Raw genomic sequence first — 21074 nt, 5'->3', positions numbered from 1 at the left:
AGCTCCGAACGAGAGAATCACTTTATGTATCATCTTCGCGTACCGCAAACGGCGGAAGAGCTGGATATGTATTACCAGTTCCGCTGGGAAATGTTACGAAAGCCGCTGCGCCAGCCGCAGGGCTCAGAACGTGATGCCTGGGATGCGCTGGCGCATCACCAGATGGTGGTGGATGAGCACGGCAAACCGGTAGCGGTAGGCCGGCTGTATATCAATGCGGAAAATGAAGCGGCGATCCGCTTTCTGGCGGTGCATCCGTCGGTGCAGGGCAAAGGGCTGGGTACGCTGGTGGCGATGACGCTGGAGTCGGTGGCGCGCCAGGAAGGGGCCAAACGCGTCACCTGTAGCGCGCGCGAGGATGCGGTGGAGTTCTTTGCCAAGCTCGGCTTTGTCAATCAGGGCGAAATTACTGCACCGCAAACCACGCCGGTGCGTCACTTCCTGATGATTAAACCGGTGGTGACGCTGGATGATATTCTGCATCGTGCCGACTGGTGTGGACAGCTGCAGCAGGCGTGGTACGAACACATCCCGCTGAGCGAAAAGATGGGCGTGCGCATTCTGCAGTATACCGGGCAGAAGTTTGTTACCACCATGCCGGAAGCCGGCAACCAGAACCCGCACCACACGCTGTTTGCCGGCAGCCTGTTTTCACTCGCCACGCTCACCGGCTGGGGATTGATCTGGCTGCTGCTGCGCGAACGCCATCTCGGTGGCACCATCATTCTGGCCGATGCACATATTCGCTACAGCAAACCCATCAGCGGACGGCCCGGCGCCATCGCCGATCTCGGCTCGCTGAGCGGCGATCTCGACCGGCTGGCGCGCGGACGAAAAGCACGCGTACAGATGGAGGTGGAGCTGTTTGGGGATGATGAGCTGGGCGCGGTGTTTGAAGGTGTCTACATCGTGTTACCCGCCGATCCCGACGGACCGCTGGAAGAGGGCGGTTCAGGCGCGCGTATTAATTAACCACGCAGCGCGCAGCCACAAAATTAATCCGATTACCCCGGTGCGCATGAATGCGCACCCTGGAAAAACGGTGCATTGATTTTGTAGGGGCGCCATTAATGGCGACCAAAAAAGCGCAACTGACCCGCATCGCGCTTTTTCGGCGCGATCGGTCATGCAATCATCACTGCACCTGCCCGCCACGCATCGTCTGCTGCAGCGACTGCGTATCCGTCGTCACCGACAAACTGCCTTCTGCGCTGGTACGCAGCGGGGCGCCAGCGCTGAGCGAACCCTTCAGCTGCAGCTGCAAATTACTGCTACCGCTCAGCGGCAGCGCAGGCCAGCCCCAGTTTTGCAGCACGTTTGCCGGTACCGCCTGGCCTTTCAGGTTCAGCGTAAACGGACGCTGTGCTTCCTGTCCTGCGGTTGCCGTGCCTTCCAGTAATCCGCTACCGTTAAAGGCGCTCATCTCGCTGACCTCAATCTGCCGATCGCTGGCGTTCAGGCTAATCGACGGATGGCGCAAATCGGTGCGGTTAAAGGTGGCTTCCGCCGCGTTAAAGCTGGCTTTGCCCGCCCAGATGCCCCATTGATGCTGGCGCGCCAGCAGCAGATTTTCTGCATTACCGTCGAGCGCGGTCATCTGGAACGGGAAGGCCGGATTGATATCAATCACCAGGTTACGGTTAGCCGTCGCACGCTTCACCAGCACGCTATCCAGCCAGCCCGGCAGCGTCTGCTGCCAGCGATCGCGCCAGTTTTGCGGCAGCGTGTATTCCAGGCCGGCAATGGCTAAATCGTCAAGCGTCAGGCGCTTATCGCTGCGCGTCCAGCTGCCGCTGGCGCGAATCACGCCGTTGACCCAGCGTGAGCTGAACTGCGTCAGCTGAATGCCCTGCGGTGAGAATTCGGCGTTGACGATCGGATCGTTGAGTTCAAAGCTGCCGTTAATAAAGTTGCCGGCGTTCATGGCCAGCGAACCGTCGTCGCTCTGCCAGTCATCGCCGCGCAGCGTAATGTTCTTCAGGGTCAGATCGAGATCGGTCACCGCCCAGTCCGGGCCCTGCAGGCGCGCATCGGTCATATCCAGCCGGTTGATGCTCACCGAAGGCACGTCACGCAGCGGACTGAGGAACTCGCTCAGGCTCTGCTGAGTTTGCAGGCGGATATCGTTAAGACGCAGCTGGTTGATTTGCCAGTTACCCTGCGCGTCGCGCTCGGCACGTCCGGTCATTGAGCCGCGCGCCAGATCGGCGCCGATATTGCTCAGCACCAGCCGGCGTTTGGCGATATTGCCCTGCAGCAGCACGTTATTACCGGCGACGCCGTCCAGCGTCATGGCACCTGCGCTCATCTGGAACTGCGCATCGCTGCCCAGCATATCGTCTGGCGTGGGCTTCCACGGCACAATGCCGCCGTTGACCCGCTGCGCCGCCAGCGGCAGGGCGCTGTGCGGGCTTTCGATCTGCACATTATTGAGCTGCAGCCGGTTGGCCTGAATCGGCAGCGTGGTTTGTGGTGACTGGTTAGCGAGGTTGATGTCGCCGTCGCGCACTTCAATGCTGTCGAAATGCAGCGGATCGCTGAACTGCACCAGTGCCAGACCGAGATCGACGCGCTTCGCCACCAGCACCGCCGGCTGGCCGTCGTGGCCGAAGCTGAAGTCATCCAGGATGATGTGGGAAGGCGAGGAGAAGTTGTGCTCAATCTTACTCAGTGACAGATGCCAGGCGGTTTTATCGCTTACCCAACGGCTAAACCAGCCTGCGCCCCACTGGGTTTGCAGCAGCACATAGAGAACCACCAGCGCCAGCAGAATCAGCAGTAACAAGGTAAGGAAAAACTTGCCTAAAAATTTCATCGCATCCATCCATCCCGATATTTATCCGGTGAGTGGTTGTTATGCCTGAATTACCGTTACAGCTCAACAGCCTGGATGAAAAAGCGGATAAATAACAGGCAGGCCGTAGCCTGCCAGCAGCATTACTTTTCCTGCGGAAAGACGAGGTTAAGCACGATAGCGGTGATACCCCCGGCGGCGATGCCGGATGACAGCAGGGTTTTCAGCCAGTCCGGGGCAAATTGCAGAATCAGCGGCTGTTGCGATACGCCGAGGCCCACCGCCAGCGACAGCGCGATGATCATAATGGCGCGGCGATTGAGCGGCTCGCGCGACACGATGCGCACGCCAGAAGCGGCAATGGTACCAAACATCACGATGGTGGCGCCGCCCAGTACCGGTTCCGGAATATGCTGCACAAAGCCGCTCACCGCCGGGAACAGGCCGAGTACGATCAGCATCAGCGCCACCACAAAGCCCACGTAGCGGCTGGCCACGCCGGTCAGCTGAATCACCCCGTTGTTCTGACCAAAGCAGGAGTTAGGGAAGGTGTTGAACAGCGCCGACACAAACGAGTTGAGACCATTGGCCAGTACGCCGCCTTTCAGACGCTTCATATACAGCGGACCGCTGACCGGCTGTTCGGAGACATCGGAGGTGGCGGTAATATCGCCGATGGTTTCCAGCGAGGTCACCATAAACACCAGCATCAGCGGGATCAGCAGATTCCAGTCAAAACCCAGGCCGTAATAGAGCGGCGACGGCACGGCCAGCAGCCCCTGGTTGGTTGGTGCTGAGGTAGCGGGCAGCATATCCAGCGCCCAGGCCAGCGCATAACCCACCGCCATGGCGATCACCAGCGACGCGACGCGCAGATAAGGGTTGCGCTGGCGATTGAGCAGGATGATAACCACCAGCACGGCACCGGCCAGCAGCAGATTTTTCGGCGCCCCAAAGCTGTGATCGTTCATGGCGGCGAAGCCACCGCCAATCGAGGTCAGGCCGACCTGAATCAGCGACAGACCGATAATCATCACCACAATGCCGGACACCAGCGGCGTGATGATGCGGCGCGCGAGGTGCAGCACGCGTGACAGCAACATCTCAGTACAGGAAGCCACCATCAGGGTACCAAACAGCGCTGCCATCATGGTCGGCACATCGGCACCGCCGTTTTTCAGCGCCATACCGCCCATGATCAGCGGCGTGACAAAGTTAAAGCTGGTGCCCTGAATCGACAGCAGGCCAGAACCCACCGGTCCCCAGGTTTTAATTTGCAGAATGGACGCCACGCCCGAAGCAAACAGCGACATGCTGATGATGTGCTGCGTATCCTGTGCCGGCAAGCCGAGCGCCTGGCAGATCAGCAGTGCCGGGGTAATCACCGCCACAAACATCGCCAGCAGATGCTGGCAGGCAGCAAACAGCGTTTGCGGCAGCGGCGGACGATCTTCAAGACGGTAAATCAGTTCACTTTTGCTCTCGCCTGGCGCAGTGGCAGGCTGGCGGGATTCAGCAGTATTGACGGACATGGTGGCTTCTCAATAACAACAAAGGGGCGATTTTAAACGGTTGCGTTGTGAAAGCAATCGTTTGCAATGCCCCTTTTAGTTGCGATTGATCTAGAGCGTAAACACCGTGCGGCAGCGGCTGTCATCCTGCTGCCACGCCTGCTCTACCTCACTCAGCGGACGCTGCTGAAAAGCGATGGAGAAGTCACTTTCAGCGGCGGCGTTCAGCATCTCACCAATGCAGGCGATCAGTTCGCTGTCAGAGACGCTGCCCAGTCCGCTGCCCATCAGCGTCAGCCCGGATGAGCGCAGCAGTTTACTGTGCAGCGCGATCTCCTGCCCGCTGAGCGAGCCAATCTGCACAAAGCGCACCGTTTTCTCACCGCCGGCCACGGCCGCATGCATGATGTCGAGCGCACTCTGGCCCCACAGATAATCCAGCACCACATCAATGCCTTGCTGCATCAGCGCTGGCAGCGCGCCGGGCAGTTCATCCAGCGTCAGGATGATATCCGCGCCCTGCGTGCGCAGCTGCTCGAGCACCGCGCGGTTACGGCCGGTGGCGATGATTTTCCCGGCACCGAGGTGACGCGCAATACGCACCGCCAGCCCGCCGGAGGTGCCGGTTGCGCCGTTGATCAGCACGGTTTCACCCGCCTGAAACTGCGCGCGACGCGTCAGTGCGGCCCATGAGGACATGCCGGGATTGGCGATTGCTGCAGCCAGCAGCGGATCAAGCGCCGGCGGCAGCGCAACCACCGCTGCAGCCGGCACCCGGGTCTGCTGCGCCATACTGCCCCACGGTGCGCTAAAGGCGAGAAAATAGACCGGATCGCCGTTGCTCAGCGTGCCGGTGCCATCAATACCGGCGATAAACGGATAGTGGCTACCGGCGCTGTAATGGGCGCCGGCGGCCCGCGCTTTCGCCAGTTGGCTGATGGCGGCGGCCTTCACCGTCACCACCACATGCTGTTCATCGGCCTGCGGTGGCGGGAAATCGCCCCATACCGGTTTCTCACCTGCGGCACTGACAATGGCTGCTTTCATGTTTCACCTTCAGTTCATCGGATAATATGTGTAATATGCACACATTAGGCCTGCTCTGGGATGACGTCAATGAAAAGCGTGCAAAATACACATAATAATGCCGGCTTCGATGATTTGCATAACGCGCTGCTGATGATCGTCGGCACCTTTAATCGTCCGCAACGCGATGAATTATTAATAAAAGAGTCCGGTGTCCAGCTGGATCGCGCCCTGTTTCCGCTGCTGATCCAGATTGGCCGTTTTGGTCCTCTCGGCGTGGTCGAGCTGGCGGATCGCGCCGGGCGCGATTACACCACCGTCAGCCGCCAGGTGGCGAAGCTGGAAGAGCTGGGGCTGGCGCAGCGGCAGAAAAATGCCAGAGACAAGCGGGTTAATGAGGCGGTGATCACGGCGACGGGAAAAGCGATGACGGATAAAATCGACGCGGCGCGCACCCAGATCTATCAGCAGCTGTTCGCTGGCTGGCCAGCCGAAGAACGCGCTGAGTTAACGCGCCTGTTACAGCGCTTCGTCGGCGATTTTATGGCGGTGGATCGACAGCCGCAGCTGGATTAAGCGTGGCTGTAGCGCTCGGTTTCCGGCAGCCAGCGCTCGATCAGCGCCTGAGCCTGTTCAGGATAATGCTGGTGGATATGGCGCGCCACGCGCTGAACTTCCGGAATCATGCTTTGATCGCGCAGTAAATCGGCAACTTTAAACTCGGCGTTGCCGGTCTGGCGCGTGCCGAGCAATTCACCCGGACCGCGAATCTCCAGATCGTGCTGGGCGATGACAAAACCGTCGTTGCTGTCGCGCAGCACCTGCAGGCGTTTCTGCGCGGTTTTACTCAGCGGCGCTTTGTACAGCAGCACGCAGTGTGAGGCGACGGCACCGCGGCCAACGCGTCCGCGCAGCTGATGCAGCTGCGCCAGACCAAGTCGTTCCGGGTTTTCGATGATCATCAGGCTGGCGTTGGGCACATCCACGCCAACCTCAATCACCGTGGTGGCCACCAGCAGCTGGATTTCGTTGGCCTTGAATGCCGCCATTACCGCCTGTTTCTCCGCTGGCTTCATACGCCCGTGTACCAGACCAACCTGCAGGTCCGGCAGCGCCACTTTCAGCTCCTGCCAGGTGGCTTCCGCCGCCTGCGCTTCCAGCACGTCGGATTCATCGATCAGCGTACACACCCAATAGGCCTGACGGCCCTCGTGGCAGGCGCTTTGCACCCGGGTGATGATGTCGCTGCGGCGGGTATCGGGAATTGCCACCGTGGTCACCGGCGTACGGCCCGGCGGCAGCTCGTCAATGGTTGAGGTATCGAGATCGGCGTAGGCCGTCATCGCCAGGGTGCGCGGAATCGGGGTGGCGGTCATGATCAGCTGATGTGGATGGAAACCCTGCTCTTCGCCTTTTTCCCACAGCGCCAGCCGCTGATGCACGCCGAAACGGTGCTGCTCATCAATGATCACCAGCGCCATGCCGTTGAACTTCACCTGTTCCTGGAACAGCGCGTGCGTGCCCACCACCATCGCCACCTGACCGCTGGCAATCGCCTCCTGTTGCGCTTCGCGCGCTTTCCCTTTCTGCTTTCCTGCCAGCCAGCCAACTTCCACGCCAAGCGGCGCAAACCACTGGCGGAAATTACTGGCGTGCTGTTCTGCCAGCAGTTCGGTCGGCGCCATCAGCGCTACCTGCTTGCCGTGGGCGATCACATTCAGCGCCGCCAGCGCAGCCACCAGCGTTTTACCGGAGCCGACATCACCCTGCACCAGGCGCATCATCGGGAAGTCGTGCGCCAGATCGCGCTCAATCTCTGCAACCACGCGCCGCTGCGCCGCGGTGGGGGAGAATGGCAGCGCGGCCAGCAGTTTATCCACCAGTTCGTGGCGTGCCGGCATGGGCAGGGCGTGATGGCGCTGCGCGCCGGCGCGTACCGCCAGCATGCTGAGATTGTGCGCCAGCAGCTCTTCGAGGATCAGACGCTTCTGCGCCGGATGACGGCCGGTTTCCAGCTCGCTCAGGCGCAGGTCCGGCGGCGGCCGGTGCAGGGTGCGCAGCGCCTCCGGCAGGCTGATCAGACCGCCGCTCAATTCCGGCGGCAGCAGCTCGGCAATCGGGCAGCTCTCCAGCAGCGTCAGTGCCTGATCGGTGAGATTGCGCAGCGTGGCCTGGCGAATACCTTCGGTGGTGGGATAGACCGGCGTCAGGGTTTCCTGCAGCTCAACGCCACCCAGCTCGCCCTGGACGCGATACTCCGGATGAATGATTTCGGCGCCGCGCTGACCGCGTTTGATCTCGCCATAAGCGGTGACGCGACGGCCCGGCGCCAGGCTGTTTTTCATGCCAGCGTTGAAATTGAAGAAGCGCATCGTCAGCACGCCACTGCCGTCGCTGATCTGGCATACCAGCATGCGACGGCGGCCAAAGGTGATTTCGCTGTGCAGCACTTCACCTTCCACTGTCGCCCAGATGCCGGGCAGCAGATCGTTAATTTTGTACAGCTGGGTGCGGTCTTCGTAGCGCAGCGGCAGATGCAGCAGCAGATCCTGAATAGTAAACAGGCCGAGTTTCGCCAGCTTACCCGCCTGGCTGGCGCCGACGCCGGTCAGGGTACTGAGCGGAATGGCATCCAGCAGACGGCCTTTCATTTTTTACCCGTCGCTTGCATGGTGGCCCACCAGGCGGCATCGGCTTCGACTTCGCCCTGCGCGTTGATGTGCGGATAGGGCAGGCCTTTCTGCTTCGCTACGCGCGCCAGCACCGGATAACCGCCCTCAAACAGCAGGCGCTGCTGCTCATCCTCGTCCAGCAGGCTATGCTGGCGGCGATACATGCCGGCGTTTTGCCGCTGGCGCTGGGCTTCATACAGAATCAGCGCGGAGGCCACGGAGACATTCAGCGACTGCACCATACCGACCATCGGAATGATGATATCGCGGTCGGCCAGCACCAGCGCTTCAGCGGTGATGCCGGTTTTCTCCTGGCCCATCAAAATACAGGTCGGTTTGGTGTAATCGATCTCGCGGAAATCGACCGCTTTGTCTGACAGATGGGTCGCCAGCACCTGCATGCCGCGATCTTTCAGATGGCGCACCGCATCAGCAATGTGGCGATGGGTTTTCACCTTCACCCAACTGTTACTGCCCGCCGACGCGGACACCATGGTGCGCATACGCACGCTGGGCCATACGGCGTGCACTTCGTGGATGCCGACGGCGTCGGCGGTGCGGATCACCGCAGAGACATTGTGCGGCTTATGCACCTGCTCCATGCAGACGGTGAGATCGTGCTGGCGCATGGCCAGCATCTCCTGGATACGAGCAAAACGTTGAGCGTTCATGCACTAATTACGGTTACGGTGAACTTTAATCACGTCCGGCATCACGCGGATTTTACGCATGATATTGGCCAGATGGACGCGATCGTTCGCGGTGAGGCGGATGAAGGCGCTGTAAACGCGGCCGTCACGCTCTTCGGTATTGAGGCTTTGAATATTCGAACCTGCGGTATTGATTGCCGCGGTCAGGTTGGCCAGCGCGCCCTGGTGATTAAACATATCCACCTTAATCTCGGCGACAAACTCCTGATCGGTCACTTTATCCCATTCAACCGGCATGAATTTTTCCGGTTCTTTCTGGTAGCCGCGAATGTTGCGGCAGGATTCGTGATGCACCACCAGACCTTTACCGGGGCTGACGTGCGCGACAATCGGGTCGCCAGGGATGGGACGGCAGCACTTGGCGAAGGTAATCAGCACGCCATCAGCGCCCTTGATTGGCAGCTTTTTGCTGCGCTTACTGCTGCCAGATGACGGTTCGCTATCGGATTGCAGCAGGTTCTTCGCCACCACCACGCTCATGGCATTGCCGAGGCCAATCTCCGCCAGCAGATCGTCGATGCTGGAGAGCCTCATACGCTCCAGCTCCTGCTGAATATTCTCCGCCGGAATTTCGGCCAGCTTTTTACTCCCGCCGAGCGCGTGGCTCAGCAGACGACGGCCGAGGTTAACGGAATCTTCGCGCTTGAGGTTTTTCAGCAGCTGGCGAATTTTGGCACGCGCTTTTGAGCTCACCACAAAGTTGAGCCACGCGGCATTTGGCCGGGCGCCAGGTGCGGTAATGATTTCAATCGTCTGGCCGCTGGTCAGCGCCTGCGACAGCGGATACGGCTGGCGATCGACGCGCGCACCGACGCAGGCGTGGCCGATATCGGTGTGCACCGCATAGGCGAAATCCACCGGCGTGGCGCCCGCGGGCAGTTCGACGATGCGGCCTTCCGGCGTAAACACGTAGATCTCATCCGGGAACAGATCGGATTTTACGCTTTCGATGAATTCAAACGAGCTGCCAGCGCTCTGCTGCAGCTCCAGCAGGCTTTGCAGCCAGCGCTGGGCGCGAATTTGCGCGGTGGTACCGCTTTCGCCAGCTTCTTTATAAGCCCAGTGGGCCGCCACCCCCATCTCCGCCATCTGATCCATATCTTCGGTACGGATTTGCACCTCAACCGGCACGCCGTGCGGGCCGATCATCGAAGTGTGCAGTGACTGATAGCCGTTGGCTTTGGGAATGGCGATGTAATCTTTCACGCGTCCGGGACGCGGTTTGTACAGGCTGTGCATCTGACCGAGCACGCGATAGCAGGTATCAAGGTCTTTCACGATGACGCGAAAGGCATAGATATCCATGATCGAGTGAAATCGCTGCTCTTTCAGGTGCATTTTGCGGTAGATCGAATAGAGATGCTTTTCCCGTCCGCTGACGCGGCACGGAATGCCGGCTTCCTGCAGACGCCCGTCGATTTCCGACAGGATCTTCTGAATCATCTCTTTACGGTTACCGCGCGCCGCTTTCACCACCTCTTTAATCACGCGGAAACGGTTTGGGTAGAGCGCTTCAAAGCCGAGCTCTTCCAGTTCCGTTTTCAGGTGATGAATACCAAGGCGGTGCGCCAGAGGACTGTAAATCTCCAGCGTTTCCAGCGCGATGCGCCGTTTTTTATCCGGACGCAGCGCGCCCAGCGTGCGCATGTTGTGCGTGCGGTCAGCCAGTTTGATCAGGATGACGCGAATGTCCTGCACCATCGCCATGATCATTTTGCGGAAGTTTTCAGCCTGCGCTTCTTTCTTGTCGCGGAATTTCAGCTTATCGAGCTTGGAAACGCCTTCCACCAGCTCGGCCACGCTTTTTCCGAACAGCTGTTCCATGTCCTGATAGGTGGCGGGCGTATCCTCAATCACATCATGCAGCAGCGCCGCCATCAGCGTTTCGTGGTCGAGCTTCATCTCGGCCAGAATGCAGGCAACCGCAACGGGATGGGTGATATAGGGTTCGCCGCTGGAGCGTGTCTGGCCCTCGTGGGCATCACGTGCGACAAGGTAAGCTTGCTTGAGGCGCTTGATTTGCTCCTCAGGCAAGTATTTTTCAATCAGCTGATTGAGGCTTTCAAACAGATACAAGGTTGACCTGCAGAGTGCTGTTAACGACGACCTTCAGCGATAGCGGTAACGGCTTGTAACTCAGCGGCTTCCTGCTCTTGCTGTTCCTGACGATCACGGACATCCAGAATCTGGTTGGTGATCAGGCCTTCTTCGATTTCGCGCAGGGCGATAACGGTGGCTTTATCGTTCTCTTCCGGAACCAGCGGATCTTTGCCGCCTACCTGCATCTGACGTGCACGACGTGCAGCGACCAACACCAGGTCAAAACGGTTACCAACTTTCTCTACTGCGTCCTGAACGGTTACGCGTGCCATAGGTGTGCTACTCCACAGATGATGAAGAAATGACTGGGCATAATACTGAAAGTGACTTCAGACTGCCAATAGTTTGCTGATTAAAGCATCATGTCGCGCTTTCTGGCGACCCATACGCAGACGTTCTGCGCGAATAATGGTTTTCAGATCCGACAGCGCCAGATCGAAATCATCATTAACAATCAAATAATCGTATTCGGCATAGTGGCTCATTTCTGCCACTGCCTGCGCCATGCGGCGGGCGATCACCTCTTCGCTGTCCTGACCGCGGCCGCGCAGGCGGCGATCCAGCTCTTCGGTGGACGGCGGCAGAACAAAGATGCTGCGTGCGGCCGGCATTCTCTGGCGAATCTGCTGCGCGCCCTGCCAGTCAATGTCGAGAAACACGTCAACGCCGGTCGCCAGCACCTGCTCAATCGCCGCGCGTGAGGTGCCGTAATAATTGCCAAACACTTCCGCATGCTCAAGGAAAGCATCCTCGGCGATCATGCGTTCGAATTCAGGCTTTGAGACGAAAAAGTAGTGTTCACCATGCGCTTCGCCGGGGCGCACGCCGCGGGTGGTATGAGAAACAGACACCTGCGTATCGTACAGCGGTTGTGTCTTTAACAGCGCCTGAATCAGGCTGGATTTACCTGCGCCGCTGGGGGCGGAAACAATATAGAGCGTGCCTTGAGCCATGGTTATCTTGAATTGAGTAAAGAGCGGAGTCGATTTCCTGCACAGTATACACGGCTTAAGCGCAGCACGCAGCGTTTGCCGCCCGCACGCGGCAATTCTTTTTCTGTGCGCGCCCTCCAGCGGCAGCGCAACTTTCTGCAATTCGCACAAAAACCCGTCAGCCTCGCTCCACAATCGGCTTTTTAACGCTGGTGTCACTCGCTGCGGCACGCTGCAATCAGCAAAAAAGGAGGTGACGATGAAAGGATGGAGATGGCTGGGTGCGATGTTGCTGGCGGGATGTGCGAATGGGATGGCGGTCTGTCCCAACTGGTCACCGGTGCGCGCTGAACAGGAGATGGGCGTGCTGCACAACCAGCTGCGCCACTGGGATGATGCCTACTACCGTCAGGGGCAAAGCCCGGTAAGCGATGCCGACTACGACAGCCTGCAGCAGCGCTTACAGCAGTGGCAGCGCTGCTTCACGCCGGCGTTGCCCGGCTATGCGGCACAGCTCAGCACCGACGGCAGCACGCTGCACCCGGTGGCGCATACTGGCGTGCGCAAGCTGCGTGACAAGCTGGCGGTGGCCTACTGGATGCAGGATAAACCGGCACTGTGGGTGCAGCCGAAAGTCGATGGCGTGGCGGTGACGCTGGTGTATCGCCACGGCGAACTGGCTGGCCTGATCAGCCGGGGCGACGGACTGCGCGGTGAACAGTGGCTGGCGAAAGCACCGCACATTGCGGCGATCCCGCAGCATATCGCGACCGACCGTGCGGAAGTGGTGTTGCAGGGTGAACTGTTCCTGACGATGACCGATCACCAGCAGGCGCGCGATGGCGGTCAGAATGCGCGCGCCCAGGTGGCGGGCGCCATGATGCGGCGCGAAGCCAGTCCGCTGCTGTCGCGCATTGGCGTGTTTATCTGGGCATGGCCGGATGGGCCGCCGATGATGCAGGCGCGGCTGGCGCAGCTTACGAAGTGGGGCTTCGCCCTGACGCAGCAGTGGAGTCGCCAGGTCAGCAATGAAGAGGAGGTCGCAGCCTGGCGTGAGCGCTGGTATCGCCAGCCGCTGCCTTTTGTCACCGATGGTGTGGTGATTCATCAGTCACCGCAGCGCGTCGGGCGCGACTGGCAGCCCGGGCAGGGCAGCTGGTCGGCCGCGTGGAAATATCAGCCTGCCGAAGTCAGCAGCGAGGTGCTGTCGGTGGATTTCAACGTCGGACGCACCGGCAAAATTGCCGTGGTGCTGAACCTGCAGCCGGTGCAGCTGGAGGATAAAACCGTCCGGCGGGTCAATCTGGGCTCGTTGCGTCGCTGGAAGCAGTGGGATGTGATCGCCGGCGATCAGGTCACGCTGTCGCTGGCCGGGCTGGGTATTCCGCGGCTGGAACGGGTGATCTGGCGCGTGGCGCAGCGCGACTATCCCCAGCCGCCACAGGACGACGTATTCAATCCGCTGAGCTGCCTGCACTTCAGCACAGGGTGTCGCGCGCAGTTTCTGTCGCGCCTCAGCTGGCTGAGTCATAAGTCGGTGCTGGATATTGCTGGCATGCAGCGCAGTAGCTGGCAGCGCCTGCTGGACGGTGGCAGCATCAGCCACCTGTTCTCCTGGCTGACGCTCACGCCAGAGCAGATTGCGCAGGCGCAGGGCATCTCGACCGTACGCGCCCGGCAGATCTGGCATCGCTTTAACCTGACGCGCCAGCAGCCGCTGCGCCGCTGGATCAGCGCGCTGGGCTTACCGCTGCCGCGCACGGCGCTCCAGGCGTTGCCCGATACGCAGTGGTCGCAGCTGCTGGCGCGTTCAGCCGACAGCTGGCAGCAGCTGCCGGGTATCGGCAACGCCCTGGCACAGCGGCTGGTGACGATGCTGCAGGATGCGCGCCTGCAGTCGCTGATTCACTTTCTGCAGCAGCAGAATATCCCGGCGCAGCCGTCAGTGCTCGGGGTGGGGGTAGTTGAAAATCGGCAGACCGAGGCGGAAGCGCAGCGCCAGCAGGCGGGCGAAGAAGCCGAACAGTAGCGTGATGATCACCACCACTTCATGTGCCAGCGGCGTTTTCAGCAGCAGGATATACATCCAGCCGGAGGCAAAAGCGATACCGGCGTACAGCTCTTTCTGGAAAACCAGCGGAATGCGGTTGCAGAACATATCGCGCAGCACGCCGCCAAAAACGCCGGTGATGACTGCGGCGATGGCGGCGATGATCGCCGCATGGCCGGAATCCAGCGCAACCTGTGCGCCGATAATCGAGAACACCACCAGACCGAGCGCATCCAGCACCAGAAACACTTTACGCAGATGATTCATCAGCGGCGCGACAAAGGTGGTGACCACGGCCGCCGCCGCGACGATCATGATGTATTCCGGGTGTTTCACCCAGCCGAGCGGATAGTGGCCCAGCAGAATATCGCGCACCGAGCCGCCGCCAATCGCCGTGACTGACGCAATAATAATGACGCCGAACAGATCCATTTTGCGTCGGCCTGCCGCCAGCGCACCGGTCATTGCTTCGGCGGTAATACCAATGATGTACAGGACGGTTAATAACATAGAGCACTCCAGTAAACTGGCGGCAAGGCTAAAGATTTCCCAGAGTGTAGACCACTGAGATTTTCTAAAAAAATGTTTTCGGATTAGCCATCTTAATGGCGAGCCTGCTAATGAGCTTGTTACAGAGGAAGCGCGGTTATCGGCCGGTGTTTTCGCATCAATAAAAATGATGCGAGACGGCGGATCGGCCCTGATTTAAGTTTCGCCGATGATGTGTCGTACCTGATTAATGCCTGCTCATTCAGGCTCATCATTTACGGGCGCGACGTGCAGCAACTCTGGACAGGCATGAAAAAACACAGCGAAGACATCCTCTATTACTCCTCCGATAAGCTGGCGGCACTCGGGCTGGAAAGCCTGCTGACGGCATTACCGGTAGGCTGCCGGGTGCATGAGCTCTGGTCGCTCAGTACCGTCATCTCGCAGTGTGAAAAGCTGCGACCCCGCTTGCTGGTGTTTATCTTTCACGAGAATATGCCGCTGAGTGGCACCTTCAAAGTGCTGTATGCGCTGCAGCAGCAGTTTCCGGCTATGCAGGTGCTGGTACTGACGCGACGCCTGTTGCCGATGATGCACGCTCTCAGTCGTTATCTGCCCGGACTCAGCGTCCTCGATTTAAAGTCCTCACACACCGCGCTGTGTCGTTGCCTGCTGGCCTGTATCGCTGGCGGGATACCGCAGTTGCAGGAGGGGGCTGACATTCTGCTACCGGACCGGCAGCTGCGGGTGCTGCTGATGATGGCGTGGGGCTACAACACGGAGCAGATTGGTAACCGGCTCGGTATCAGCCATAAAACGGTGAATGCACACAAGCTGAATGCGCTAACCCGCCTGCAGGTGAAAAGCAAAAACGACATGGCCGATCTGTTTATGGTGATTGATGAGCTGCGCATGCTGGTGGGATGGCTGCGCCTGCACCGCAATGGCAAGCTGAGCGAGCTGGCTTATCATTCGCTGGAAGAGTTACTGGAAGCATAAAAAGAAAAAAGCGTGCTGGTAACCAGCACGCGAACGCATCTTGCAGATGCCCAGAGCCCACCATACAGACTTGTTGTTATTATCCGTTTCTTGCTCGCACTGCGGCGAAAGCTTTCAGGCTAAAACGGTACTCCGGCTGGAACCAGGGACGTCCGTAGTAGCAGTAGATCAGCATTCTGATGGAAACCATCGCCAGGTAACCCCAGATGGCGCACAGCACTGACGGCGTCAGCCACACGGTAAACAGCGTGACCGCCAGCCCTGCCAGCACGGAAGACGTCTCCGTAAAGGCAATGCGCGTAAATTGTTTTTCCCGTTGCAGGATGGCGCGATAGTGCTGCCCCTGCGGAATAATAATAAAGATGACGGAAATCATCTCCAGCATAATTGCCAGTTCCGGCTGTCCCATTACTCGGCTGTAAATGTCACTGCCGATAAACAGCGCGGCAAAAATAAATAGACCGCTTAATACATTACCCCAGTAAAGCGTCGAGAGTTCGCTGTTATTTAAACTTTGATAGCGAATAAGTGCGTTACCGAAGCCGCGATCGGCTAGTGTATCAATCACTAATAAGATCACTACGGCAATCGCGAGCAAATTGAGCTCATTTGCCTGCAGGATTTGCGCCAGCAGTGAAAGCTGTAATACCCCAATGCCAACGATTTTTATTGATGACAACACTGACCATTTGGCGCTGGCCAGATTTCTTTCGCGTATCGCCATACTCTGCTCATTATGGTACATGTACCAGTGCAATTAAGGGTTCACCCGGGCGGCGGCCCAGAGTACAGATCACATCAATGCAGCGCTTCCTGTCGCAGTCCTGAGATACCTTTCAGTGCCGGCCACGTCGCGATGCTGTTAATTAAGTGATGCTCTGATGATAAAATGATGCCCCTGGCGCGTAATTGTTGTGGCGTCTGCGCGGTATCTCCTCCGGTCAGGAGGAAATCCGCGAGATCGTTATAAAATCCTTTTGCATTATTATATTTCCCGGCCAGTATCCGTCTGGCAATCTCAACAAATTCTTTTTCAGATAACAAAGGATAGGTTGAGCGATCCATGTTATGTCCCTGCTGTTTTTATTATTAAGTACTGCTGTGTGTGAAGGAGTTATACCGTGTTTTATTTAAATTAACACCATAAGAAAACTCCTATAAATCGACTGCAGGAATAAATGGTTTCAGAATATGGATGTGAATATATAAGTTCTGGTCTTTACAATTTATTAGTCCTTTTCCACCTTTTATGGCGCTGCAAAGTTGAACAAGTCAGCGCACAGGAAAAAACAGAGTTAAATCAGAAGCACTCAGCTCTCGCCAGTCCGGCACGTCCAGGAATTTTCCCGGTTACGACGCTTTAGCCAGACTGGTGAATGGTGCGAAAATGCGCTTTGCGCGCGGTGAAACAGTTAAACACCGCTGCGCGAAAAAAATGCCGCTTTTTAGCGATTGCGTCCAGCGGAGGATAAAGGGTGGCTGGTGGGATAATGCATTGATTCTAATGGGTTAACAGATGAAGGAGGCGCTCAAGATCGCGTTTTACCCAGGCAACATCCCCGGCGAACTTCTCGTCAGACATCAGCGGCTGGCGATAAACCACCATGACGACTTCGGCACCCTGCTCGTTGGCAATGACCCGCATCGGCATATAAATCTCTTTACCGCTGCCGGTGTCAATCCAGTGATCCATCACGCCAAACGGGTTATAGGGAGTGAAACGAATCTTCACTGTGCCTTCCGGGCCTTTCGCTTTCCAGTACTGGCCTTCCTGCGTCAGCGTGCTGCTGCTCAGGCCGCTGGCCCACTTCGCAAAACATTCGGGTTTCCAGATGGTTTCGTACAGATCTAACCAGTTACGGGGAATGGTGAGCGTCACTGTCTGAGATGGCAGCATGGAGCCTCCGCGGGGCAGGTAAACGACAAATTAAACCTGAAACATCGCCTGTCACCTTAACTGAAGGGCACCGGACTGCAAACGGCCCGGTGACGGAAGTGTGCTGCAACAGCGTTTTTTGTCAGATAAAACGGCCACGCCCCTGAATGTCATGCAGTCCGGCGCTGCCGTCGGCCTGACGCAGCACGAAGCGATCGGATTGCGCCACCACCGCGCAGCTGTGATTAGGGAAGATGCGCAGCAGGGCACCAACCGCAGGCGCATGTTCGCCATAGGTTAAAAAGCCGTGCTCTTCCGACAACTTCTGCACTTCATACTGATGGCCATGCTCGTCCACCGCGATGCCGAAACTGCTGGCATTGGTGCCGTGCGGGCCTTTGTCCGAGCTCAGCATTTTGGAGCCGGCATCAATGATGGCGTAATAAGGATTAACGGCCACCACGCGCGTCACGACCGTTAACGCCAGCGCATCCGCCTCACACAAGCCCAGACGCCAGGCAGTGAGATCCAGCAGGGCATAATTGCCGGGACGAATTTCATCGCTGCGGGCGGCTACCGGTGCCGCCAGCGCCGTGGGCGTGGAGCCAACCGAGATGGGACAAGGGGCAAAACCGGCATCCAGCAGTCGCCGTTGCAGGTCACGCATCAGCGCGATCTCCTGCTGCGCCACCTCAGCTATCGCCGTGGCATGACCCGCAGCGTACGCATGACCCGCATGCGAGATCAGCCCGGCGAAGGGCAATCCGCTGGCGACAATCTGCTGCGCCAGCGTCAGCGCGCTATCGCTATGCGGATCGACGCCAACGCGATGCAAACCCACATCCACTTTAATGGCGATCGCCAGCGCGCAGTCCGGCTGCTGCTGATGGGCGGCGGCGATGGCGCTTACGCCCGCCGCGCAGTCTGCGATGCAGGTAATGCGCGCCTGATGCTGTGCCGCCAGCTGCAGCAGTTCGGTCAGCGCGGCGGCGTGCACTACGGGATAAGCCAGCAGTACATCGCGTGCCCCGCCGTGCACAAAAGCCACGCCTTCGCTCGGTTTCGACACAGTAATGCCGCGCGCACCCAGCTGGCGCTGCTGTTCAGCGATCCAGACGCTTTTATGGGTTTTGATGTGGGGACGCAGCGCGACGCCGGCGGCATCGGCTTTCTGTTGCATCAGTTGCAGGTTACGCTGCAGGCGCGCAGCATCAACTTCCAGGTAGGGCGTAAGCCGGTCGGCGTGCAGCGGTCGCAGCCAGCCTGCTGTCTCAGAGTGTTCCATTATAATAGTCCGCAGGTTATGTCTTGGTGCGGACTATCATTCACGAGCGCCGGTTAGACGTAAAGTGAAGCTTCGCCTGGCGGACGGGTTTTAAAGCGGCGATGCAGCCACAGATATTGCTCAGGCGCGCGCAGAATTTCTTTCTCAATCACCCGATTCATGTACGCCGCGGCGGCCGCTTCATCATCATGCGGGTAGTTTTCCAGCTGCGGCTGAATGATCAGCTGATAGCCGTCTTTGCGCGCATTACGAATCAGCACGATGGTCAGCATCGCCGGTTTCGCCAGCCGCGACAGGACAAAGGTGCCATTGGTGGTGGCCGCTTTCTCGACTGCGAACAGCGGAGCAAACACGCTGCCTTTCGGGCCGTAGTCCTGATCCGGCGCGAACCAGACGGCTTCGCCCTGTTTCAGCGCCTGAACCATGCCGCGCAGATCGCGTCGATCAATCATTGCTTTATTGGATCGCATGCGCCCTTTGGTCTGCGCCCACTCCATCGCCTGATTATTGTGCGGGCGATACATCGCCATCATCGGCTGGCACAGTCCGGTGATACGGCCACCCAGCTCCAGCGACATAAAGTGCACGCCAATCACCATCACGCCGCGCTGCTGGCTCTGCGCCAGCTGAAGATTGGCGATGCCGTGCACCTGAAACAGCTGTCGCACGCGCGCATCGGACCAGAACCAGGCGATGCCGGTTTCCGCCAGTGCCATGCCCAGCGACTCAAAATTGCCGGCAATCATCACCTCTTTCTCGTCTTCATTAATGTGCGGGAAGCAGAGTTCGATGTTACGCCGCGTGATGCGTTCGCGCCGCTTCAGGAAGTGGCGTGATAGCCGGCCCGTCGTCGCACCCAGCCGGATTAATAAAGGATAGGGGAGCTGCACCAGCAGCCAGAGCACTGCCAGCCCGAACCAGGTAAACCAATAGCGGGGATGCAAAAGTTTGGAACAGAACTGCCCGGTTTTCTTCATAGCGCCTTCATGTCAGGAGTGAATGTAACGCGCGAAGAAGTCGGTCCATGGTTCCCGGTGCGGTACAACTGTAGTTATTACGACCGCCACTTTAGCAAATAGTGCCGTATAAGATATGTAAACTCTGCAATCTTCAGGATTCAGATGATTGATAGATCGTGCACTAACTGGCGTGAGAATGAAATCGGATTGGGTTTAAACTGCGTAAAAACAACAGGTTGTTGGATTGGCTGGCCAAATTTATATGTCATTTTCGGTCAGTAACAGACACAGTTGCTCATCATTCAGGCAATAATCCTTACATTGCGAAAATTTAATATTGGTCTACTGCATCGGCTGGCAGCTTCTATAAGCCAGTTTCAGACACAGTAATGTCCATTTGGCGCTAAAAAAGCCATGATCAGACACTATTGTGTCTGGGTGGAAGCGTTATAGATCAAACAGGCTTACCGTATGGCTACGATGTGCAGCATAATGTTGCCGCATACCTGTGGGCAGGCCGTAAAACCGTGCGATCCAGCCATTAGGCGCTATACAAACCGGCGTAATGGCTGCTGTTAGCAAGGAAAGATAAAGCCCTGAGCAGGGCTTTACAGAGATAAGCGTTACTCGATGTTCTGAATCTGCTCGCGCATCTGCTCGATCAGCACCTTGAGCTCAATTGCTGAGGCGGTGATATACGCATTAATCGATTTCGATGCCAGCGTGTTCGACTCGCGGTTGAACTCCTGCATCATAAAGTCGAGGCGGCGGCCGACGGCTTCTTTCTTCTTCAGAATGTTGTAAGTCTCTTTCACGTGCGCATCGAGGCGATCCAGCTCTTCGGCTACATCAATACGCTGGGCCATCATCACCAGTTCCTGCTCAAGGCGATTGTTCTCCAGCTGAACCTCGGCTTCTTCCAGCTTGCTCACCAGACGCTCGCGCTGCCATTTCAGCACTTCTGGCATCTGTGCACGCACTTTGCTGACCTGCTCAGTCACGCCCTGCAGCCGCTGTTCGATGAGCGCTTTCAGCGCGTTGCCTTCACTTTCACGCGCAATGATGAAATCGTCCAGCGCGCCATCCAGCGCCGCCAGCAGTTCAGCATTAATGGCGTCCAGATCCTGCTCCTGCGCGGTCATCACGCCCGGCCAGCGCAGAATATCCAGCGGGTTAATTGCGCCTTCATCGCTCTGCATCTTCACCCAGTTCGCCGCCTGCACCAGCTGTTTAGCCAGCGACTCATTCAGCTGCAGCTCACCCTGGGCGCTGGCATCGGCGTCGAATCGCAGGTTGCACTCGATTTTGCCGCGCGTCAGGCGGTTGCGGATGCGTTCGCGAATCACCGGCTCCAGGCTGCGAAACTGCTCCGGCAGGCGGATATAGGTTTCGAGGTAACGCTGGTTGACGGAACGCAGTTCCCAGGCGGCGCTGCCCCAGCTGCCTTTGGCTTCACGGCGGGCGTATGCGGTCATACTGCGGATCATAAGCTTCTACTCATTCAGGAAATGTTCTTCGAATTATAGCGAGGGTGGCTTGTGCATGGTAGATAAATTCATGGGGATATTTGGGCTGTATTAATAATAAAAATCTTAATTTATACATGATTAATTTACTCTTCATTAATTATCACCAGGCAGGAATAGATTAATAATTAAGAATAATATATTT

19 protein-coding genes are annotated in these 21074 nt (G+C 58.0%); 4 read left to right on the top strand and 15 right to left on the bottom strand.

Going from position 1 to position 21074, the window contains the following annotated elements:
* Positions 1–24 precede the first annotated feature (24 nt).
* Positions 25–972, top strand: coding sequence for a fatty acid biosynthesis protein FabY (gene fabY / locus ABVR31_RS19085; RefSeq protein ID WP_021507112.1), 948 nt, complete (start codon positions 25–27; stop codon positions 970–972).
* A 163-nt stretch (positions 973–1135) separates the two neighbouring features.
* Here fabY and ABVR31_RS19080 read toward each other — a convergent pair whose 3' ends face one another.
* The 3 genes from ABVR31_RS19080 to ABVR31_RS19070 all read right to left on the bottom strand — a co-directional run bounded on the left by ABVR31_RS19080 (position 1136) and on the right by ABVR31_RS19070 (position 5352).
* Complete coding sequence (locus ABVR31_RS19080) at positions 1136–2815, bottom strand: AsmA family protein (protein WP_058759453.1); 1680 nt, start codon at positions 2813–2815, stop codon at positions 1136–1138.
* A 122-nt stretch (positions 2816–2937) separates the two neighbouring features.
* The gene (locus ABVR31_RS19075) at positions 2938–4326 is read right to left on the bottom strand and encodes an NCS2 family protein (protein ID WP_058759441.1); all 1389 of its coding nucleotides are present in this window, start codon (positions 4324–4326) and stop codon (positions 2938–2940) included.
* Positions 4327–4416: 90 nt separating this feature from the next.
* Complete coding sequence (locus ABVR31_RS19070) at positions 4417–5352, bottom strand: zinc-binding alcohol dehydrogenase family protein (RefSeq protein WP_372773938.1); 936 nt, start codon at positions 5350–5352, stop codon at positions 4417–4419.
* Positions 5353–5421: 69 nt separating this feature from the next.
* Here ABVR31_RS19070 and ABVR31_RS19065 point away from each other — a divergent pair, with 69 nt between their 5' ends.
* Positions 5422–5907 (top strand): MarR family winged helix-turn-helix transcriptional regulator, encoded by a 486-nt coding sequence (locus ABVR31_RS19065; RefSeq protein ID WP_372773936.1) that lies wholly within the window; start codon positions 5422–5424, stop codon positions 5905–5907.
* On the opposite strand, the gene recG is transcribed toward ABVR31_RS19065, so the two are convergent.
* Genes recG through gmk form a run of 5 tightly spaced genes read right to left on the bottom strand, consistent with a single transcriptional unit; the run spans position 5904 to position 11766 of the window.
* Positions 5904–7982, bottom strand: coding sequence for an ATP-dependent DNA helicase RecG (gene recG / locus ABVR31_RS19060; protein WP_059011671.1), 2079 nt, complete (start codon positions 7980–7982; stop codon positions 5904–5906). The genes ABVR31_RS19065 and recG overlap by 4 nt on opposite strands.
* Positions 7979–8674, bottom strand: coding sequence for a tRNA (guanosine(18)-2'-O)-methyltransferase TrmH (gene trmH, locus ABVR31_RS19055; RefSeq protein ID WP_372773934.1), 696 nt, complete (start codon positions 8672–8674; stop codon positions 7979–7981). Before trmH ends, recG begins: the two co-directional genes overlap by 4 nt.
* Before the next feature lie 3 nt (positions 8675–8677).
* Entirely contained in the window at positions 8678–10789 is a 2112-nt protein-coding gene (gene spoT / locus ABVR31_RS19050; protein WP_372773932.1) for a bifunctional GTP diphosphokinase/guanosine-3',5'-bis pyrophosphate 3'-pyrophosphohydrolase, read from the bottom strand.
* A gap of 20 nt (positions 10790–10809) precedes the next feature.
* A complete protein-coding gene (gene rpoZ, locus ABVR31_RS19045) occupies positions 10810–11085 on the bottom strand; it encodes a DNA-directed RNA polymerase subunit omega (protein ID WP_021314198.1) in 276 nt (91 codons plus the stop codon).
* Positions 11086–11142: 57 nt separating this feature from the next.
* Positions 11143–11766, bottom strand: coding sequence for a guanylate kinase (gene gmk / locus ABVR31_RS19040; RefSeq protein ID WP_021507104.1), 624 nt, complete (start codon positions 11764–11766; stop codon positions 11143–11145).
* A gap of 238 nt (positions 11767–12004) precedes the next feature.
* Here gmk and ligB point away from each other — a divergent pair, with 238 nt between their 5' ends.
* Positions 12005–13774 (top strand): NAD-dependent DNA ligase LigB, encoded by a 1770-nt coding sequence (gene ligB, locus ABVR31_RS19035; RefSeq protein WP_222951444.1) that lies wholly within the window; start codon positions 12005–12007, stop codon positions 13772–13774.
* Here the strand turns inward: ligB and ABVR31_RS19030 are convergent.
* Positions 13688–14305, bottom strand: a complete 618-nt coding sequence (locus ABVR31_RS19030; RefSeq protein WP_031279636.1) for a trimeric intracellular cation channel family protein — start codon at positions 14303–14305, stop codon at positions 13688–13690. The two genes, ligB and ABVR31_RS19030, sit on opposite strands and share 87 nt — an antisense overlap.
* A 288-nt stretch (positions 14306–14593) precedes the next feature.
* Between ABVR31_RS19030 and ABVR31_RS19025 the strand changes: the two genes are divergently transcribed.
* Positions 14594–15283: a LuxR C-terminal-related transcriptional regulator gene (locus ABVR31_RS19025; RefSeq protein ID WP_058759435.1), complete on the top strand. Its 690-nt coding sequence runs from the start codon at positions 14594–14596 to the stop codon at positions 15281–15283.
* A 79-nt stretch (positions 15284–15362) separates the two neighbouring features.
* Here ABVR31_RS19025 and ABVR31_RS19020 read toward each other — a convergent pair whose 3' ends face one another.
* From ABVR31_RS19020 to ABVR31_RS18995, 6 genes are all read right to left on the bottom strand, one after another.
* Complete coding sequence (locus ABVR31_RS19020) at positions 15363–16007, bottom strand: oligosaccharide flippase family protein (RefSeq protein WP_021507100.1); 645 nt, start codon at positions 16005–16007, stop codon at positions 15363–15365.
* Positions 16008–16081: 74 nt separating this feature from the next.
* Complete coding sequence (locus ABVR31_RS19015) at positions 16082–16348, bottom strand: hypothetical protein (protein WP_222951442.1); 267 nt, start codon at positions 16346–16348, stop codon at positions 16082–16084.
* Positions 16349–16784: 436 nt separating this feature from the next.
* Complete coding sequence (locus ABVR31_RS19010; protein WP_021507099.1) at positions 16785–17180, bottom strand: hypothetical protein; 396 nt, start codon at positions 17178–17180, stop codon at positions 16785–16787.
* A gap of 121 nt (positions 17181–17301) precedes the next feature.
* On the bottom strand, positions 17302–18444 hold the full coding sequence (locus ABVR31_RS19005; protein WP_372773927.1) for an alanine racemase: 1143 nt from the start codon (positions 18442–18444) through the stop codon (positions 17302–17304).
* A 53-nt stretch (positions 18445–18497) separates the two neighbouring features.
* Positions 18498–19421 (bottom strand): kdo(2)-lipid IV(A) palmitoleoyltransferase, encoded by a 924-nt coding sequence (lpxP, locus tag ABVR31_RS19000; protein ID WP_372773925.1) that lies wholly within the window; start codon positions 19419–19421, stop codon positions 18498–18500.
* Positions 19422–20026: 605 nt separating this feature from the next.
* Positions 20027–20890 (bottom strand): YicC/YloC family endoribonuclease, encoded by an 864-nt coding sequence (locus ABVR31_RS18995; RefSeq protein ID WP_372773923.1) that lies wholly within the window; start codon positions 20888–20890, stop codon positions 20027–20029.
* Between the last annotated feature and the right edge of the window lie 184 nt (positions 20891–21074).

The sequence above is a fragment of the Pantoea sp. WEP genome, assembly GCF_041678305.1.
Taxonomy (GTDB): Bacteria; Pseudomonadota; Gammaproteobacteria; order Enterobacterales; family Enterobacteriaceae; genus Pantoea; species Pantoea dispersa.
The sequence above is the reverse complement of the archived record's forward strand: the minus strand, read 5'-3'. Positions and strand labels throughout refer to the sequence as shown.

Coding starts and splice junctions, on each gene's coding strand:
- trmH (WP_372773934.1), bottom strand. CDS start 8,674: ATGAACGCTCAACGTTTTGCTCGTATCCAGGAGATGCTGGCCATGCGC.
- ABVR31_RS19010 (WP_021507099.1), bottom strand. CDS start 17,180: ATGCTGCCATCTCAGACAGTGACGCTCACCATTCCCCGTAACTGGTTA.
- ABVR31_RS19015 (WP_222951442.1), bottom strand. CDS start 16,348: ATGGATCGCTCAACCTATCCTTTGTTATCTGAAAAAGAATTTGTTGAG.
- ligB (WP_222951444.1), top strand. CDS start 12,005: ATGAAAGGATGGAGATGGCTGGGTGCGATGTTGCTGGCGGGATGTGCG.
- ABVR31_RS19065 (WP_372773936.1), top strand. CDS start 5,422: ATGAAAAGCGTGCAAAATACACATAATAATGCCGGCTTCGATGATTTG.
- ABVR31_RS19030 (WP_031279636.1), bottom strand. CDS start 14,305: ATGTTATTAACCGTCCTGTACATCATTGGTATTACCGCCGAAGCAATG.
- ABVR31_RS19075 (WP_058759441.1), bottom strand. CDS start 4,326: ATGTCCGTCAATACTGCTGAATCCCGCCAGCCTGCCACTGCGCCAGGC.
- recG (WP_059011671.1), bottom strand. CDS start 7,982: ATGAAAGGCCGTCTGCTGGATGCCATTCCGCTCAGTACCCTGACCGGC.
- ABVR31_RS18995 (WP_372773923.1), bottom strand. CDS start 20,890: ATGATCCGCAGTATGACCGCATACGCCCGCCGTGAAGCCAAAGGCAGC.
- ABVR31_RS19005 (WP_372773927.1), bottom strand. CDS start 18,444: ATGGAACACTCTGAGACAGCAGGCTGGCTGCGACCGCTGCACGCCGAC.
- ABVR31_RS19070 (WP_372773938.1), bottom strand. CDS start 5,352: ATGAAAGCAGCCATTGTCAGTGCCGCAGGTGAGAAACCGGTATGGGGC.
- ABVR31_RS19025 (WP_058759435.1), top strand. CDS start 14,594: ATGAAAAAACACAGCGAAGACATCCTCTATTACTCCTCCGATAAGCTG.
- ABVR31_RS19020 (WP_021507100.1), bottom strand. CDS start 16,007: ATGGCGATACGCGAAAGAAATCTGGCCAGCGCCAAATGGTCAGTGTTG.
- lpxP (WP_372773925.1), bottom strand. CDS start 19,421: ATGAAGAAAACCGGGCAGTTCTGTTCCAAACTTTTGCATCCCCGCTAT.
- fabY (WP_021507112.1), top strand. CDS start 25: ATGTATCATCTTCGCGTACCGCAAACGGCGGAAGAGCTGGATATGTAT.
- ABVR31_RS19080 (WP_058759453.1), bottom strand. CDS start 2,815: ATGAAATTTTTAGGCAAGTTTTTCCTTACCTTGTTACTGCTGATTCTG.
- rpoZ (WP_021314198.1), bottom strand. CDS start 11,085: ATGGCACGCGTAACCGTTCAGGACGCAGTAGAGAAAGTTGGTAACCGT.
- gmk (WP_021507104.1), bottom strand. CDS start 11,766: ATGGCTCAAGGCACGCTCTATATTGTTTCCGCCCCCAGCGGCGCAGGT.